Here is a 17,655-nt window from a genome sequence, read left to right as displayed (position 1 = left end):
TCACTTGCCGGGCACGGCGCGCGGGGCGGTGGCGGAAGCGGGCGCCGCGCCGCCGAGGCGCTGGTAGTCGGTCTTGCCGTTGGCGTTGCGCGGCAGTTCGTCGAGGCAGGTGGCCGTGCGCGGCACCATGTAGCGGGGCAGGTACCGCGCGCAGTGCCGCTTGAGCTCGATGAGTCCGGGCCGCGGGGTGCTGCCGCTGAGGGTGAAGTAGAGGGCGACCCCCGAGAGGTCGCTGCTTCCGGTGCCGGTGCCGGTGCCGGTGTCGTTGCCGCTGTCGGTGCCGCCGTCGGTGACGACGACCGCGGCGTGCGCGATGCCGGGGTGCCGCAGCACGGCGGCCTCGATCTCGCCCAGTTCCACGCGGTGCCCGGCCAGTTTCACCATGCGGTCCTTGCGGCCCCGGTACACGAGGGCGCCGTCGTCGAGGCCCACCAGGTCGCCGGTGGCGTGGCGGCCCTGGCGGTGCCCGGCCGCCGCGGGCTCGGACTCGCGGCGCCAGTAGCCGGGGGTGACGCAGTCGCCCTCGACGACGAGTTCCCCGAACGCGTCGGGCCCGGTGAGCACCCGGCCCGCGTCGTCGACGACGGACACCTTGGCGCCGGGCAGCGGGGTGCCGATGGGCACGGGTTCGTGCCGTGACAGGTCCTCCGGGCGCACCCGGTGGTACGTGCACACGTTCGTCTCGGTGGGCCCGTACAGGTTGTAGAGCCCGGTGTCCGGCGTGAGCCGGGCCGCGAGCGCGCGCAACTGCGGCATCGGGAACACCTCGCCCGCGAACAGGACGTACCGCAGACTCCGGGCGGTGTCGGTGGTGAGCGCGTCCGAGACCGTGAGCAGATGCAGCACGGACGGCACCGAGTACCAGACGCTGACGCCGTGTTCGCGGATGCCCGCGGCGAGCGCGCCCACGTCCCGGGTCGCCGCGTCCGGCACGATCCACAGGCCCGCTCCCGCCGACAGGGCTGTGAACAGGTCGAAGGTCGACAGGTCGAAGTTGAACGAGGCGTGGCCCGCGAACACGTCGCCGGGCCCGACGTCGAGTTCGTCGCGCGCCCACCGGATGAAGCACGCGAGGTTGCGGTACGTGATGCGGACACCCTTGGGGGTGCCTGTCGACCCCGATGTGTACAGGAGCGCGGCCAGGTCGTCGCGCTCCAGGGACGGCAGCAGGACGACATGACCCGCGGCGTTCGAGGTGAACGCGGACCAGCCGTGCACGGCGGGCGCACGAGGCGCCTCGCCGAACGGTGCCGGGCGCCGGGACTCGTCCTTGCCGCCGCCGTCGGGGCGCGGTGGCTCGTCGTCCGTGAGCACGACCGCCCGTACCGACGCGGGGAGCGGGCGGTCGGCGAGGGCCGCCAGGCGTCGGCTGTCCGTGACGAGGACGACGGGTTCGGCGTCCGCCAGGATCGTCCGCACCCGCGCCACCGGCTGCCCGCCGTCCAGCGGCACATACGCGCAGCCCGCGTGCAGCGCGGCGAGGATCGCCTGCGCGTAGCGCGGCTGTTTGTCCGCCCAGATCGCCACCCGGTCGCCGACCTCGGCGCCGAGCCCGAGCAGCCCCGAGGCGACGGCGGCGACCTGCGCGGCGAGTTCGCCGTACGTGCAGGCGCCGGGCCCCACGAAGGCGGGCCGCGCCGACTGCCCGGCGTCCTGCGGCCACGGTTTGCGGATGAGCGCGACATCGGACGGTGAGGTGAGGGCGGACCGGGCCTGCTCACAGGGGGCGGTGGGGGCGGTGGGGGCGGTGGGGTCGGAGGGGCCAGGGGGAGCGGTGGCGGCGGTGGACCGGAACAGGTCCCGCGTACGGAGGGTCATCGCGCTCACCCGGCCGACGGCAGGACGCCGGTCTCGCGGGCGGCCTCGACGAAGACGCCCGCCGCCGTCTCCAGGTCCTCCCTGGTGTGTTCGCAGGTCACGCTGACCCGTAGCCGCGCGTCTCCGAGCGGCACCCCGGGGAACACCACCGTCTGACAGAACAGGCCGCGGGCCCGTACGGCCCTGCCCATCTCCAGGGCCCTGCGCTCGTCGCCGATGACGAGCGGCAGGATGGCGCTCTCGGTGTTCTCCAGGTCGAAGCCCGCGTCGGCGAGCTGCCGGTGCAGGAAGCGGATGTTGGACCAGAGCCGGACGAGCCGCTCCGGCTCCGCCTCGATGACGTCGAGGGAGGCGATGAGCCCGGCGGCGACCCCGGCGGGGATGTTGGCGGCGAACACGTACGAACTGGCGTAGTAGCGCAGGTACTCGACGACGTCCTCCTCGCCGACGACGAAACCGCCCATGCCCGCGAGGGACTTGCTCATGGTGCCGAGCTCCAGGTCGACCTCGCCCTTGAGGCCGAAATGCTCGGCGGTGCCCGAGCCGCGCTCGCCGAGCACACCCGTGGCGTGCGCGTCGTCGATCATGACGCGGGCGCCGTACTCGCGGCCGAGCCGGACGATCTCGGGCAGGTCGCAGATGTCGCCGTGCATGCTGAACACGCCGTCGGCGACGATGAGTTTGCCGGTGCCGCGGTCGTCGCAGCGCTTGAGGATGCGCTCCAGGTCCGCCATGTCGTTGTGCTGGTAGATCTTGCGGACCGAGCCCGCGAGGCGGGCGCCGTCGACGATGCTCATGTGGTTGAGCTTGTCGACGACCAGCGTGTCGTAGCTCTTGACGAGGGCGGAGATGGTGCCGAGGTTGGCCGCGTACCCGCCCGGGAAGACGATGCAGGCCGGTCGGCCCTTGAACGCGGCGAGGCGCCTTTCCAGCTCCTTGTGCAGCATGTTGGTGCCGCCGATGAAACGCGATCCTGTGTGGGTCGCGCCGAAGGTGCGGGTGGCGTCGCAGATTGCCTCGATCACCTTCGGGTGGTTGGCGACCCCGAGGTAGTTGTTGGAGGCGAACATCAGGAACTCGCGCTTGCGGCCGGTGTGTTCGTCGAGAATGACCGCGCGGTTGCCGCAGCGGGATTGCAGCGGCATGCCGTACCAGTAGAGGCGTTCGGCCTCGCGGCCACGCAGATGGGACCGGAAACTGCGGGTCTTGGCGAAGAGGTCGCCGTCGCGCTCCTCCACGAAGTCCTTCATGGACCGGCTGTCCCAGGGCGTCTCCTCGTCCGCGGGCCGCTGCTCGCCGGCGGCCGTCGCGGAGATGTGGTCGCGCAGTGCGCAGATCAGACCGCGCAGCGTCGGCGCGGTGAGCGTGCCCGCGAGGTTGTCGGGCAGGCCGAGTTCGCGGGCGCAGTCGGCCACGATCGACACGAGGACCACCGAGTCGACGCCGAGCTCCCCCTCGAAGTCGGCGTCGAGGGCCAGTTGGTCGCGCCGGTACTGGGTGTGGTGCATGGCGGCGCGGAGGACGGCTTCGACGAGGGGGTCGTCGTCGGGTGCGGCCGGTGCGGGCGGGCCGTTCGGCTCGGGCCGGGGGCCCGGGAGCGCGGCCCGCACGGCGGCGGTCAGCTCACCGATCGTCGCCAGACCCGCGGGCAGCGGCGCGGCGAGCGCGAAGCGTTCCCGCACCAGGGCGAGGATCGACTCGTGGATCACGGAGTCGATGCCGAGCTCCGCCTCGAAGTGGCTGTCGGGCAGCAGGTACGACTCGTCGTACAGGGTCCGCGAGGCCACGATGTCCACGATCTGCCGTTGCACGGCCGCGTTGTCATGGCCGTGGGGGACATCGGGGTCGGGTACGGGCGGGGCCGTGGTGTCCGTGACGTCGGTCATCGCACGCTCTCTCCTTTGGCCCGCAGCCGTTCGACGAGCGCGGCGATCGAGTCGACGGTCCGGAAGTTCGCCGGGGAGATCTCCTGCAGCGGGACGGTGACGCGGAAGTCGCTCTGCAAGTAGTGCACCAGGTCGAAGATCCCGGCCGAGTCGATGATGTTCAGCTCGGTGATGGGGAGTTGGGCGTCGAGGCCTTCGGTGTCGCCGTCTAGCCAGACGTCGGCGATGTAGTTGATGATCGACTCTTCGGTGGTCATGGCCGCCCTACGCCCGGTCTCCGGTGATCGACGCCGTACCGGCGCCCGGGCTCGTGAGGGGGCGCCTTCCCTCGATGAGTGCGGCGACCGCCGCGACCGTGTCGCCCGGGGTCGCCGCGTCCTCACCGATGTCGACCTTGAACTCGGACTGGATGACGAGGAGCAGCTCGACCAGGAACAGCGAGTCCATGTCGAGGTCCTCGAACCTGGTGTCCGGGGCGACCTCCGCACGGTCCACCTCGAACCGGTCGACCAGCAGATCGACCAGCCTCCCGTACGTCTCGCCCGTCTCGCTCGTCTCACGTGTCTCGCTCATGCGGTTCTCCTTCTGCTCTGTCGCGCGACCGGCCCCAGTTGTGGTCCGCGGCTGCGGTCGAATCTCCAGATGGCGGGCGAGTCCTCAGATGCGGTCGAGCCGCGGCCAGGTCAGCACCGTCGACCCCCAGGTGAGCCCGCCGCCGAACGCGGTGAGCAGCACCCGTCCGCCCGCCCGCAGGACACCGTCGTTGTGGGCCTGGTCAAGGGCGAGGGGGATGGACGCGGCCGCGGTGTTGCCGACGTCGGCGATGTTGCTGAAGCAGCGCGGCCGCGGGATGCCGACCTCGTCGGCCACATGGTTGGTGATGCGCAGATTGGCCTGGTGTCCCACCAGGTGGTCGACGTCCCGCGGTGCCCATCCGGCGCGGTCCAGGACCGCCCGCGCCGACGCGGACATGCGCTGCACCGCGTGCCGGAACACCTCCTTGCCGTCCATGGCGAAGTAGCGGTCCGCGGGCTGCGGCGGCACGCCCGAAAGACGCTGCCGCGATCCGCCCGAGGGCACCGTGATCAGGTCCTCCCTGCCGCCGTCGCTGCCCAGGTCGAACGGCCCGAGCGCGCCCGGCTCCGCGGGGTCGCCGGCGCGCAGGACCACGGCGCCCGCACCGTCACCGAAGATCACCGCGGTGGACCGGTCCCCGGGGTCGAGCAGCGTGGAGAACGTCTCCGCGCCGATCACCAGGACACGGTCGGCGGCACCGGTGGCGATCAGACCGGCCGCGGTGGCGAGGGCGTACACGAAGCCCGTACAGACCGCGGACACGTCGAAGGCGGCGGTGCCGGTCAGACCGAGCCGCGCCGCGACGGTGGGGGCGGTCGCCGGGCACGGCCGGTCCGGCGTGGTGGTGGCGAGCAGCACGGCGTCCACGACGGGCGTGCCGGACGACTTGAGTGCCTTGGCTCCGGCGCCGACGGCCAGGTCGGAGGTGGCGGTGCCGGGTGCGGCGAAGTACCGCTGCCGGATGCCGGTGCGGGACCGGATCCACGCGTCGGAGCTGTCGAGACGCGCGGCGAGCTCGTCGTTGCTGACGACGGTCGGCGGCAGACAGCCGCCGACCCCGGTGAGGACCGCGGCCCGCTGCGGTGGCGGCTGACTCGGTGGGGGTGCGGTCACGCGTGCTCCTCGGTCTCCCGGACGGCAGGACGCTGGTGTGGCTGGTGTGACTGATGTGGCGGTGCTGAGCTGTTGCTGGTTGCTGGTTGCTGGTTGCTGGTTGCTGGTTGCTGGTTGCCGGTGATCGGCTGACGGCTCGGGCTGTGGCGTCCCGGGCGCGGCCCGGGTGCGTGCCGCGGTGTCGGAGGCATCGCCGTGCAACCGTGCGGTGCACTTCGAGTGTCGCGGGGCGGGCTGACAGGACACGGTCACGGAAGCTGACGGCTCGCTGACGGCACGCTGATCGGGCCGGGAGCGGCGGCGCGGCCCGCCCGAAGCCCGCGTGGTCAGCCATCGGTCAGCGTTCGGCGGCGTGACCGGTCAGGCACGGCCCGCAGACTCGACCTCAAGCGACCGGAGAGGTGGGGCGCATTCGATGAGCACGAGGTACGGCAGGGCCATCCGGAAGGAACCGGGCGCGGCCGTCGGCGATGACGCGGCACCGCCCGGCGACGACACGGTCGACGACACCGCCGCCACCGACACCGCGGCCGCCGACAGCACCACCGCCGACAGTACTGACGCCATCGCCGTCACCGGCCTGGGCCTTGTCACGGCCGCAGGCATCGGTGTGGACGCCACCTGGGCCGGGGTGTGCGCGGGCCGCTCCACCGCCGCGACGGACCCGCACCTCGCGGGGCTCCCCGTCGACATCTCCTGCACCGTGCCCGGCTTCTCCTCCCGCGAGCACGTCGGCCGGCGCAGCGCCCTGACGCACGACCGGTTCAGCCAACTGTCGTTGGCCGCCGCGCGCGAGGCCGTCGCGGACAGCGGGCTCGATCCGCGTACGTGGGACGGGGCCAGGGTGGGCGTCGTCGTGGGCTGCGGCCTCGGCGGCGTCGCGACCTGGGAGACCCAGCACCGCCGCATGCTCGGCGAAGGGCCGCAGGCGGTCTCGGCCCTCCTGATCCCCATGCTGGTGCCGAACATGGTCGCCGGACACCTCGCCATGGACCTGGGCGCGACAGGACCGAACCTGGTGACCGCCACGGCCTGCGCTTCCGGCGCCACCGCCGTCGGCACGGCGCTCGCCCTGCTCCGCGACGGCAGTTGCGACGTGGTGGTCGCGGGCGGCGGCGAGGCCGGTGTGACCCCGCTGATGGTGACCGGCTTCGCGCAGATGGGCGCCCTCTCGCGACGGACCGGCGAACCCGCCGCCGCCTCCCGCCCCTTCGACCGGGACCGGGACGGATTCGTCATCGGCGAGGGCAGCGGCATGCTCGTCCTCGAACGGGTCGCCGACGCCCGCGCGCGGGGCGCCACCGTACGGGCCCGCATCGCCGGGTACGGCGCGTCGGCCGACGCCCACCACATGACGGCACCCGACCCGCAGGGCACCGGAGTGCTCCTGGCGCTGCGTACGGCGCTCGCACGGGCGGGCGTCATGCCGGACGAGGTCGACCATGTGAACGCGCACGGCACGTCCACACCGCTCAACGACGCGGCCGAGGCAGCGGTCCTTCGCAAGTTCCTCGGCGCGGGCCCCGCGGTCACCTCCACCAAGGGCGTGCTCGGCCACACCCTGGGTGCCGCGGGCGCGATCGAGGCGGCGCTCACCGTCCTCGCCGTACAGCACGGCAGGGTGCCGCCGACCGCCAACCTGTGCCACCAGGACCCCGACGTCGAACTGGACATCGTCGCGGGCGCCCCGCGCGAGCGGCGGCTCGACGCCGCCGTCAGCAACTCCTTCGGCTTCGGGGGCCAGAACGCCGTGCTCGTGGTGACCGCGGCGTGAGGCGGTCCCGCGCCGCCGACACCGGAACGAACCGCGCCGAGAGTTAGGCACCCCATGACCTTCACGGTCCCGCACACCGCTCTGGCGCGCCTGGAGACACAGGTCCAGGACGCCCTGCGCGCCCCCGACGACAACGCCCGCGGCGGCGCCAACAGCACCCTCGACGTCCTGGGATACGGCGAGATCACCCTCGTCCTGCGGCTCCGCACCGCCGAGGGGTCCTTCGCCTGCAAACGGCTGCCCGCCTTCCCGGGCCAGGACCGCTTCGACCGCTACCGCCGCTCCCTCGACGAGTACCTGCGCCTTTTGACCGAACGCGGCCTCACCGTGGCCCCCACCGAGGTGTGGCACACCCGCGGGCCCGGCGGACGCGTCATCGCCTACTGCGTGCAGCGCGAACTCCCGCGGGAGCGGCTGTGTTCGCGGCTGCTCCACACACAGGACGAGACCTGGGCGAAGAACTTCTTCGCCCGCTTCCTCGACGGCGTCGACGCCGCCGTACACCCCGGGCTCGGCCTCGACGCGCAGGCATCCAACTGGATGGACGTGGGCGGTGAGCTGACCTATCTGGACGTCACCACGCCGCTGATGCGCGACGCCCGCGGCCGCGAACGCCTCGACGTGCGGCTCTTCTTCACCTCGCTGCCGTGGATCCTGCGCGACGCCGTACGCGTCTCCATGGCCAAGTCGATCTTCGACAAGTTCTACGAGACGCGCGGCGTACTGCTCGACTTCCTCGGCAACCTCCACAAGGAACGCCTCGGCGCCCTGATCCCCGCGTTCCTCGAACAGGCCAACGCCCGCCTGGAGAAGCCGCTCACCGCCGACGAGGTCGCCGCGTACTACCGGGGCGACGCCCGGATGTGGGAGCTGATCCAGCGGCTGCGCGCCGTCGACCGGTTCTGGCACCGCACCGTGCGGCGCAAGCCCTACCCCTTCCTGCTCCCGCCCCCGGTGGACCGCTGACCCCATGGCCCTCATCGCGCGTACCGCGGCGCCCCCTCTCGACGACGGCGTGACCCTCGACCCCACCCGCCCCCTGCGGATAACCCATGTCCGCGGCCCCCTGACCCTGGCCGTGGTGTCCATCGCCTGGATGCGGGCCCGCGACGAAGCGGACCGCGCCGCGATCCAGGCCAGACACCTGTCCGCCGAGGAGGCGGCCCGGGCCGCCGAACTCCCCGTACCCAAGCGGCGCGTGGAGTGGACGGCCGGGCGCCTCGCCCTCAAGCACGGCGTCAGCGCGTATCTGCGCCGCCACGGCGGCGGCCACGTCCACACCCGGGACGTGCGCGTGGACCCGGTGCCCCGGGGCATCAGGGCGGGCAAGCCCACGGTGAACGCGCCGGTGGAGGTCGGCCTCACCCACTCCGGCGACCTGGCCGTGGCCGCCTGCGGCCCCCGTACGCTCGGCATCGACCTGGAACGCACCCGCCAGGTGCCCCGGGCGCTCGCCGAGCTCCTGGCCCCGACCGCGCCCAACTGCCCCCTGCTCGCCACCATGCCGCTCTCGCTGCGCTGGGCCTGCAAGGAGGCCGTGCTCAAACACTTCGGCTTCGGCCTGCGCGTCGACACCCGGGAGGTCGAACTCACCGCCTGGCGTGCCGACGGCCGCTTCTCCTGGCGCCCCGGCCCCGGGCTGCGCCGCTACGCCCCCACCGCGAACGCCGCCCGCCTGGACAGTTGGGCCAGAGAGGTCGACGGCTACTCCCTTGCCCTCGTGTGGAGTTGAGGAGAACACGACGATGACCACCGACCGGGCCCCCCGCCCCGCCGCCGCACCCGCCGGAACCGTCCGGTTCGCCGACGCCCTGGACACGGCGGCCCGGATCGCCGTGCTCAGTCCCTCGTCGCACAACTGCCAGCCCTGGGCGCTCGCGTGGGCGCGCGGCGCCGAGTCGCGGGCGGCGGCGGCGCGGCTGCTGGAGGAGGGCGGCAACGAACCGCCGTCCTCGGGAGAGGGTGCCGACGGAACGTGTCAGTACCTCGTACTCGGGCTCGACGGTGGCCGCAGTCTGCGCGCGCTGCCCGCGCACGCCGTCGAGATGCTACTGAGCTGCGGCCTGTACGGGCAGCTCCTGCTGCGGGCCCTCGACGCGCAGGGCTGGACCGTGGACGCCCTGCGCTTCGCGGCAGGTCCTGCGGAGGGCGAGCCGGTGCCAGGGTTACGGCTGCCCGGCACCGACTGGCCCCACGCCTGGGCGGCCCTGTGCGTCGTGCAACTGCGGCCCACGGCCGGGACGGCGGAGCGCGCCGGGGAGCTGGCGGCCCTGCGCACCGCCGCGAGGGCGCGCCGCACCAATCGGGCGCCCTACCGCCCCCATCCGGTCCGCCCCGCCCTCCTGGACGGCCTGGCGACCCCGTCGGGCCGCGGTGCGGCCCGCGGCGCCGAGGTCGGCGTACGGCACCTGACCTCCGGCGCCGACCGCGCGGCGTTCGCGGACCTGGTGGCGCGGTACGGAGGCCGCGACTTCAGCCACCGCACGGCCTGGCGCGAGACCCACGCCTATCTGCGGCCCACCGCGGCGGCGGCCACCGCGCGCGGTGACGGGTTCGCCCTCGACCAGCTCTTCGGGCCACTTCCGTGGCCGCGCCGGCAGGCACTGCGCGTGGCGCTTGCCCCGGCGACGATGCGACTGCTCAGCCACGCCGGCTACGACCGCCTGCTCGCCCGCAGGCTCGCGCTCGTCGTACGGCCCACCCCGGCCGTCGTCGCGATGAGCTTCACCCGGAGCGAGCCGACCGCCGGGGGCACGCCGACGACCGGGCGCGGGCCGACCACCGAGCACGCGCCGACGGTCGAGCACGCGCCGACGGTCGAGGACGCCGTGAAGGGCGGAGCGCGACTGGCCGATTACTGGCTGTGTGCCACCCGGGCCGGGCTCGTCCTGCACCCCGTGAGTGTCGTACTCCAGCACGAGGACGTGCGGGCCGCCTTCCAGTCGCGCCTCGATATTCCTGGGCGCGCCTTCTTCGTGAGCCGTCTGGGGTGGCCCACCACCGAGTTCCCGCGCTCCCCGCGGCGCTCCGCAGGCGCACCCATACGCTGGATCTGACTTTCGCTCCGCGCCGTTTCGAGCCATTCTCATGCTTCTTTCATTAACCCTCGCGCAGAGACCAGTTGCGGCCACATACTGTTGCAGTGCGGATGGAATATTCCGCACCCGCACGTCTGCCCCGATACGTCGGCGGAGCGAAGGAGGGGCAGGGTAAAGCGCAAATCGAACACGCGGCGGACTCGTTTACGGGTTTACGGGCGGCGGCGACGAGGGGTACCCGAAGGCGCATGGTCGTGTCATTCAACAGGGGGCGGCGAGATGGGGAACTGCTGCAAGGAGCACCTTCCGGAAGTCACCGCCGGGCCGGTGCGGCCGGTCTGCCCCGGTGTGCTGCCGTGACGGAAGGCGCGGTCCGGTGCGACCGGCGCGGCGGCGGGACGCTGCCGAACGGGATGTGGTGAGGCGGCGACCCATGAAGATCCGAGTCCTGGTGTGCTGCGATGAGTCGATCATGTCCGCGGCGATGCGTGCGCTGCTCGATCAGCAGCCGGACATCGAGGTCACGGGCTATGCCACCGGCCGTGAATCCGCCGCGGCCGTCGCCGAGATGGCACCCCACGTCATGATCGTGGTGGCCCCCGCGCTCGGCCTTGACGACAAACGCGAGCTCGCCGCGCTCGCCGCCCTGACGAAGATCATCCTCATCGCCAAGGCCGAGTCCGCGCACCGCTCCGTCGAGGCCCTGTGCATCGGCGTCAGAGCGGTCCTCGCCCCGGACTCCTCCGCCGACGACCTGATTCACGTGCTCCGTACGGTGAGCGCGGGCGCCACCATGGTGATGCCGGCCGCCGCCCGGCGCAGCCTGCAGCGGCTGCCCGAGCGGCAGGGGTGGACGAGCCGCTCCGCGGAGATGGCGGCGGAGCTCACCCCGCGCGAGTCCGAGGTGATCGTGCTGCTCGCGCAGGGCAAGTCGAATGCGGAAGTCGCCGCGGAACTCTCGGTGTCCCTCGCGACCGTCAGATCCCATGTTCACCATGTGCTCCGCAAGATGGGTGTGAGCACACGCGCCCAGGCAGTCGCCATCGCCTATGAAACAGGATTAATGGCGGCCATTGGACGGACCGCTGAATTCCGGGGCCAAGAAGGATGAACGGGGCCGTTCCCGGTCGGGACGGTTGAACTTTATTCACCGCGCGTTTCCGCGGCCTGTTCCGACCGCCCGGTTTTTCGGTTCGCAACATCAGCGGGATCGGTATCCGGAACCCACACGCTCGCCGGTCGACTCGGCCACCACCACGGCCATCTTCTCGAAATCGGCAACCAGCCGACGAAATGGCTCGCTTCGCATATCGCGTTCGAAAGCCTCCCGGCCGGTCACCTCGATGATCTCGAAGTACTCACCGGGCGATGTGGCTTCGGCGTCGGGTACGCGCAGCACCGCGAACGCCACCACACCCGGCAGTTGCGGGCAGGTCGCGTAGTCGACGTCACGGACCCAGGACTCGAAGCGCTCCGGTGCCACGCCCTCGTGCAGGCGGATGCGGTGCACGATGACGGTGGGGGTGGCGGAGCCGTGTTCGGGAGCGGCGGAGGACATGGTGGGTGACATCCCGTCAGCTAGTTGGGGTGGTGGCGCGGCGGCGGTTCGTGGGGCGGCTGCCGCCGAGACCGAGCGCGCGGGCGATGTTGTTCTTCTGGATCTCGTTGGTCCCGGAGAAGATGCGTGCGGGCAGTGCGTCCCGCAGCAGGGTCTCGGCGTCATTACCCGTCAGAACGCCCAGCGCGCCCCGTAGTTGCACGGCGTCAAGACCGATCCGTACGGCTGCCTCGCTCACGGCGAGCTTCGCGAGGGCGGGCGCGACCTCGTCCTCGCTGCCCCGCGCGAGCCCCCGCGCCGCCTTGTGCAGGAGCAGCCGCGCCGACTCCAGGGCGAGGACCATGTCGACGACGCGATGGCTCACCGCCTGGAAGCCGCCGATGGGTACGCCGAACTGCTCGCGCTCGCGCACATGGTCGACGGTGGACTCCACCACCCGCCGCATCGCGCCCAGGTACACCGCGAACAGACAGGTGCGCTCCCACTTCATGGACCCCGCGAAGACACTGGCCCCCGCGCCCTCGGCGCCCAGGACACGGTCCGCGGGCACCACGCACCCGTCGAGCCGCACATCCGCCGTCGGCGAGCCGCGAAGACCCACCTTGTCGTACGGGGGCCCGACCGTGAGCCCCGGCGTGTCCGCGTCGACGACGAACGCCGTGAGCCCGAAGAAGCCCCCGCCCGGCGCCGTCGCCGCCTGCACCACCAGGACGTCCGCCACGGGCGCGTTCGTCGTGAACGCCTTGGCTCCGTCCAGGACGTAGTGGTCGCCCTCGCGCACCGCCCGGGTCCGCAGGGCCAGGGTGTCCGAACCGGCCTCCGGCTCCGTGATGCCGTGCGCGGCGATCCGCTCGCCCGAGCAGAGCGCGGGCAGCCAGCGCTGCTTCTGCTCCTCGGTGCCGAACTCCACGATCGGCATCACGGCGGCGAACAGGTGCGCGGCGACGGAGAACGCGAACCCGGTGTCGGGCGTGCCGTGGCCCAGTGCCTCCAGGACGGCGGTCGCCGCCACGGCGTCCAGGCCGCTGCCGCCGTAGCGCTCGGGTACGACACTGCCGACGAGGCCCTGCCTGCCCGCGAGCAGCCAGCGCCGCCGGAACTCCGCGTGATCCGAAGGCTGCGGCGGCTCGCCGAGATCACGCCGGGCGAACTGTTCCACCGCGCGGCACATGTCCTGCGTCTCGGCGCACATGTCCTGCGTCTCGGCCTCGGTGGTGGTGCTGTGGGTGCGGCTCATCGCGGCCGGACCTCCTCTTCCTGGACTTCGTCGCCGTCGTCGCGAACGTCGCGGACGTCACGAACATGGCGGTCGTCGGGTTGCTCCTCGACGAGGACGTGGTAGTTGATGCCGCCGGTGCCGAAGGAGCTGACGGCCGCGCGCCGCGGCCTGCCGGGCGGCCGGGTCCATGGTTCGGGCCTGGTGAGGATCTCGGCCGGGATGGCGGCGAGGCCGAGTGCCGGATTGAGCGTCCGCAGCGAGGTGTTGGGCGGCAGCGTCGCTGCCCGCAGGGCAAGCAGGGTGCGCAGCAGCCCGGCGCTGCCTGCCGCCGCGAAGGTGTGGCCGAAAAACGACTTCGCGGAGCCGATCCGCAGGGGTTCGGCCCGTGGCCCGCCCGCGTACAGCCGGGCCGCCGCGGCGATCTCGACGCGGTCGCCGACCTTGGTGCCGGTGCCGTGCGCTTCCAGGTAGTCGACGGTGCAGGGCTCGAAGTCGACCTGAGCGAAGGCCCGTTGCATGGCGCGCACCTGGCCGTCGACGTCCGGTGCGATGAGGGACTTGGCGTCGTTGGACGCGCCGACGGCCCGGATCAGACCGTGGATCGGGTCGCCGTCGCGGCGCGCGTCGTCGTACCGCTTGAGCAGGAAGAGACCGCAGCCGTCACCGGGGGTGAACCCGTCCGCCGTGGCGTCGAACGGTGCGTTCGTGCCGTGCGAAAGGAGGCCGAGCGCCGAGCACAACACCATGTCCCTCACGGTGCAGGCGAGTTCGACGCCGCCCGCGACGGCGTAGTCCACGGTGCCCGCGCGCAGTTCGCCGACGGCGATGTCGAGTGCGGCGAGCGAGGACGCGCAGGCGGCCTCCACGGCGAGCGGCACCGCTTCGAGCCCGTACTCGTTGGCGAGCAGCGCGGCGACGCCGCTGGCCAGACAGCCGTCGAGGAGCGCGGGGGCGAGGGCGTCGCCACGCTCGTCCTGGCCGGTCGCGCCGGTCCGTTCCCGCAGCCGCTCGAGGAGCTTCTTGCGTTGCAGCGCGGACAGGCCCCCGAGCGCCGCGAGGCCGGTGACAGTGTCGTCGAGGCCGCCGAGGGCGAGCGCGGTGTGGGCGCGCCGTTCCCGTGTCGGCCCGAGGGTGCCGCCGACGGCGACGATGCCGCGCCCGGTGGGCCGCCCCCGGGTGCGGCACGGCGCGAACAGCTCCGCGGCGACGGTGAGCGCGAGCTGCTGCGCGCCGTCGAGCACCGCGTACCGCGGCGGCAGCACCGCCGGGTCCTCCGGCGGCTCGGCGGGCACCGGCACATGGCCGCCGCGGTCGGTATAGGTGTGGGTGAGGCTGAGGGCGCCGGGGGAGTGGTACAGCTCCCGGTCGAGGACGCTGTCCGGTACGGGCGCGATGCGGGTGCGGCCCGATCGCACGACACGCCAGAACCCGGCCGCGTCGTCGGCCCCGGCGAACCGCCCACCGAGCCCGACCACCGCGATCGGCACGGCACGCGTGGCGGCGGCCCAGGTACGCCGGGCGCGGGGGCGTCCCGGCGTGAGCCACCCGGTGCGCCCAGGAACCGGGGCGGGGCCCCTGCCCACGGATGCGGTGCCGCCGGACGCCGTGCCCGGGTGTTCCTCCAGTACGAGATGGCAGAACGTCCCGGTCAGCGACGCCCCATGGACCACGGCCCGCCGCGGCACACCGGCCCGCACGCCCGCCGTCCACGGTGCGCCCGTACGTGTGCCGGGACCCACGGCGACAGCCCCGCCCGGAACCGGATACCTCCGGTCATGCAGCGCGGACGCGACCTTGGCGAGCGCGGCGAGCCCCGCATGGGCGAACGCGCGGCCGTCACCGGTGCCGAGGACAGCGCCGGCGAGGACGCGGCCGACGTCCACGGAGGGGTGGCCGATGTCCACGGAGGGGCGGCTCACGTCCGTGGAGGGGCTATCCACGTCCGCGGAGGGGTGGCCGACGTCCGCGGAAGGGCTATCCACGTCCACGGGGTGGCCGACGTCCGCGGAGGGGTGGCTGACGTCCGCGGAGGGGTGACCCACGTTCACGGAAGGGTTATCCACGTTCACGGAAGGGCGGCTCACGTCCGCGGAGGGGTGACCCACGTCCGCGGAGGGGCGGTCGACGTCCGCGGAGGAGCGACTCACGTCCGCGGAGGAGCGACTCACGTCCGCGGAGGAGCGACTCACGTCCGCGGAGGGGTGACCCACGTCCGCGGAAGGGCGACCCACGTCCACGGAAGGGCTATCCACGTCCACGGAGAGGTGGCCGACGTCCGCGGAGGGGCGGCTCACGTCCGCGGAGGGGTGACCCACGTCCGCGGAAGGACTATCCACGTCCACGGAAGGGCGGCTCACGTCCGCGGAAGGGCGGCCGACGTCCACGGAAGGGCGACTCACGTCCACGGAGGGGTGCCCGACGTCCGCGAAGGGGTGGCCGACGTCCTCGGAGGGGTGGCCGACGTCCGCGGAAGGACTATCCACATCCACGGAAGGGCGGTCGACGTCCGCGGAGGGGCGACTCACGTCCACGGAGAGGTGGCCGACGTCCGCGGAGGGGCGATCGGCGGCCAAGGAAGGGTGGCCGGTGTCGACGCCGGGCCCGAGTGCGGACTCCACCGCCTCCACGTACTGCACGGTGTCCGCATCGGCACCCGCCGCCCGCAGCGACTCCTCCGCCGCGAGCCGCCGCAGCGCGGTGGAGCGCGACGGCCGGAAGCAGCCGGGCAGCGGATCGTGGCGGAGCGTGCAGTCGAGGATCGTGGCGTAGACGCGGTCCCCGTCACGGACGGCGTCCGGGAGCCGCTTGAGGAGGACGGCGCCGACGCCTTCGGTGAGCGGCAGCGCGGGCGGCCCTTCGCCGCCGGGCCGCTCCGGCCCGCCCACCTCCGACCCCCCGCGCAGCTTCGCGGCCAACGCCCGCGCCACGTACGGACTTTCACGGCGCTGCCCCGCGAGCACGAGGGCCGCGTCGGACACTTCCGCACGCAACTGCCGCACCGCCTGTGAGACGGCCACGAACGACGTGGCCTCCGCCGATTCGACGGCGAGGGTGCGGCCGCGCAGCTTGAAGGCCGCGGCGATCCGTGCGGGGATGGTGCTCGCCATCTCGCCGACCCGGTCGTGCGGCGAGCCGCCGAGCCGTCGCGTGAGGATCGCGCGCAGTTCCTCGGCGGCGCGCGCCGCGCTGTCCGGCTCCGCGCCCGCGGCGCTCGCGGCGCGCTCCACCTCGCGTGCGTACCGGGGCAGTTCGACGCGCAGGGCGTTGGCGTGCTGCCGGTCGAGGGCGAAGCACAGGCCGGTGATGACATCGGTGCGCTCGGCGGGCAGCGGCCGGTCCGGGTGGCCCGCGTCGGCCAGGCACCGCCGTGCCGCCTCCAGCATGAGGAGCTGCATCCGGTTCATGGACTTGGCCTGCATCGGCGGGATGCCGAACCGGGCCACGTCGACGACGACGTCGTCGAGCGTGCCCGGATCGAGCTCGGCGATCCCGACGATCGCGATGGGCTCCCCTGGCCGCGCGGGCCAGGACCGGCGCGCTTGCGGATCAAACGTCGTCACGCGGCTGCTCCTGCGGTCGTCGGCGGGCTTGCGCCAGCGCGCACTCCGGCGTGCGGAGAACAACGCAATTCAAAGGGCAAGCAGTTTGTGGAGGGAGTGTGGAGAAATGGGGTCGGCCGCCCTGTCGGAGTGTGCGGAGAAAGCGGGACTGATGGCGGCCGGTGGTGCCGGAAGGTTTCGGTGGCAGGAGAAATGACTCACGGGGCGGCTGTGGCGGTGGAGAGGGAAAGCGCCGGATCCTGCGAAAGGATTTCCGTGTGCCGCCGCTGTAGTACGATTCCCGGCCGCACCCCCAGCTCCTCGTCGAGACGCCGGCGCGTCGCGTGGAACAGTTCCAGGGCGTCCGCCTGCCGGCCCGTCCGGTACAGGGCGAGCATCAGCAGTTCGCAGAAGCGCTCGCGCAGGGGGTGCTGGGCCACCAGACGGCGCAGCTCGGCCACCGCCCGTGAGGTGTCCTCGACCGCGATCCGGGCGCGGACCAGGTCCTCCCAGACGGTGAGGCGCCGCTCGTCGAAGAGCGCGGCCGCGCCCCGGCAGCGCAGCCCGTCCCCGGCGTCGAGGAGCGCGGGCCCCTGCCAGAGCTCCAGGCCCGCCTGTAACAGCTCGATGGCGCGCTCGGGCTGCACGGACAGCGCGGCCGCGCCACGGGTGGCCAGGTCGAGGAAGCGATTGCCGTCGACGCAGGCGGGCGGCACGTCGAGCAGATAGCCGCCGCGCACCGCCCGGAGCACGGTCGCCCCGCATCGTTGCGGACGGTGGCCGTCCAGCGCCTTGCGCAGCCGGGTGGCGTGCGCCTGGAGCGCGTTGCGTGCGTTGCCGAGCGGCTGGCCCGCCCACAGCTCGTCGGCGAGGTCCGCGTGCGAGACCGCCCGGCCCGCGTCGAGCGCGAGCGTGGCCAGCATGGCCCGTACCTTGTTGGACTGGATTCCGTGGCGCATTCCGTCCGCGGCCACGGAAACGGGCCCCAGGACATTGATGTGCATGATGTTCCCCCGGTGCGGCAATCGACGTCACTGGGCAGCAAAGGGCAGCAAAGGGCAGCACTCGCCGCTCCGAGGGGAGCGGGCACCGGAATTCCCATAGGCTCCTTGGTCCCCTCTACGGTCCCCTCGG

Annotated in this window: 14 protein-coding genes; 5 read left to right on the top strand and 9 right to left on the bottom strand. The window is 72.9% G+C overall.

The window, feature by feature from the left end:
* The 5 genes from IG78_RS0128975 to IG78_RS0128955 all read right to left on the bottom strand — a co-directional run bounded on the left by IG78_RS0128975 (position 1) and on the right by IG78_RS0128955 (position 5,393).
* Positions 1–1,818: an amino acid adenylation domain-containing protein gene (locus IG78_RS0128975; RefSeq protein WP_078964713.1), complete on the bottom strand. Its 1,818-nt coding sequence runs from the start codon at positions 1,816–1,818 to the stop codon at positions 1–3.
* Between the two features lie 5 nt (positions 1,819–1,823).
* Complete coding sequence (locus IG78_RS0128970) at positions 1,824–3,704, bottom strand: aminotransferase class I/II-fold pyridoxal phosphate-dependent enzyme (protein WP_030568404.1); 1,881 nt, start codon at positions 3,702–3,704, stop codon at positions 1,824–1,826.
* Positions 3,701–3,961 carry an acyl carrier protein gene (locus IG78_RS0128965; RefSeq protein WP_030568402.1) on the bottom strand — a complete coding sequence of 87 codons (261 nt, stop codon included), beginning with the start codon at positions 3,959–3,961 and terminating at the stop codon, positions 3,701–3,703. Before IG78_RS0128965 ends, IG78_RS0128970 begins: the two co-directional genes overlap by 4 nt.
* 7 nt (positions 3,962–3,968) lie before the next feature.
* On the bottom strand, positions 3,969–4,277 hold the full coding sequence (locus tag IG78_RS44350) for an acyl carrier protein (protein ID WP_030568400.1): 309 nt from the start codon (positions 4,275–4,277) through the stop codon (positions 3,969–3,971).
* Positions 4,278–4,361: 84 nt separating this feature from the next.
* A complete protein-coding gene (locus IG78_RS0128955; RefSeq protein ID WP_030568399.1) occupies positions 4,362–5,393 on the bottom strand; it encodes a beta-ketoacyl-ACP synthase III in 1,032 nt (343 codons plus the stop codon).
* A gap of 415 nt (positions 5,394–5,808) precedes the next feature.
* Between IG78_RS0128955 and IG78_RS0128950 the strand changes: the two genes are divergently transcribed.
* From IG78_RS0128950 to IG78_RS52240, 5 genes are all read left to right on the top strand, one after another.
* Complete coding sequence (locus tag IG78_RS0128950) at positions 5,809–7,167, top strand: beta-ketoacyl-[acyl-carrier-protein] synthase family protein (protein WP_225881910.1); 1,359 nt, start codon at positions 5,809–5,811, stop codon at positions 7,165–7,167.
* A 54-nt stretch (positions 7,168–7,221) separates the two neighbouring features.
* The gene (locus IG78_RS0128945) at positions 7,222–8,133 is read left to right on the top strand and encodes a DUF6206 family protein (RefSeq protein WP_030568395.1); all 912 of its coding nucleotides are present in this window, start codon (positions 7,222–7,224) and stop codon (positions 8,131–8,133) included.
* Between the two features lie 4 nt (positions 8,134–8,137).
* Entirely contained in the window at positions 8,138–8,899 is a 762-nt protein-coding gene (locus IG78_RS0128940; protein ID WP_030568393.1) for a 4'-phosphopantetheinyl transferase family protein, read from the top strand.
* A 13-nt stretch (positions 8,900–8,912) separates the two neighbouring features.
* Entirely contained in the window at positions 8,913–10,223 is a 1,311-nt protein-coding gene (locus tag IG78_RS0128935; protein WP_030568391.1) for a hypothetical protein, read from the top strand.
* A gap of 415 nt (positions 10,224–10,638) precedes the next feature.
* A complete protein-coding gene (locus IG78_RS52240) occupies positions 10,639–11,316 on the top strand; it encodes a response regulator transcription factor (RefSeq protein ID WP_030568389.1) in 678 nt (225 codons plus the stop codon).
* A gap of 90 nt (positions 11,317–11,406) precedes the next feature.
* On the opposite strand, the gene IG78_RS0128925 is transcribed toward IG78_RS52240, so the two are convergent.
* The 4 genes from IG78_RS0128925 to IG78_RS0128910 all read right to left on the bottom strand — a co-directional run bounded on the left by IG78_RS0128925 (position 11,407) and on the right by IG78_RS0128910 (position 17,525).
* A complete protein-coding gene (locus IG78_RS0128925) occupies positions 11,407–11,763 on the bottom strand; it encodes a RedY protein (RefSeq protein WP_051853027.1) in 357 nt (118 codons plus the stop codon).
* Positions 11,764–11,779: 16 nt separating this feature from the next.
* Positions 11,780–13,000, bottom strand: a complete 1,221-nt coding sequence (gene redW / locus IG78_RS0128920; protein ID WP_030568386.1) for an L-prolyl-[peptidyl-carrier protein] dehydrogenase — start codon at positions 12,998–13,000, stop codon at positions 11,780–11,782.
* Positions 12,997–16,542: a polyketide synthase gene (locus IG78_RS44345; RefSeq protein WP_051853026.1), complete on the bottom strand. Its 3,546-nt coding sequence runs from the start codon at positions 16,540–16,542 to the stop codon at positions 12,997–12,999. The genes redW and IG78_RS44345 overlap by 4 nt, the downstream gene beginning before the upstream one ends.
* A 197-nt stretch (positions 16,543–16,739) precedes the next feature.
* Entirely contained in the window at positions 16,740–17,525 is a 786-nt protein-coding gene (locus IG78_RS0128910) for an AfsR/SARP family transcriptional regulator (RefSeq protein ID WP_030568382.1), read from the bottom strand.
* Between the last annotated feature and the right edge of the window lie 130 nt (positions 17,526–17,655).

It is taken from the genome of Streptomyces aureocirculatus (genome assembly GCF_000720475.1).
GTDB classification, from domain to species: domain Bacteria; phylum Actinomycetota; class Actinomycetes; order Streptomycetales; family Streptomycetaceae; genus Streptomyces; species Streptomyces aureocirculatus.
The sequence above is the reverse complement of the archived record's forward strand: the minus strand, read 5'-3'. Positions and strand labels throughout refer to the sequence as shown.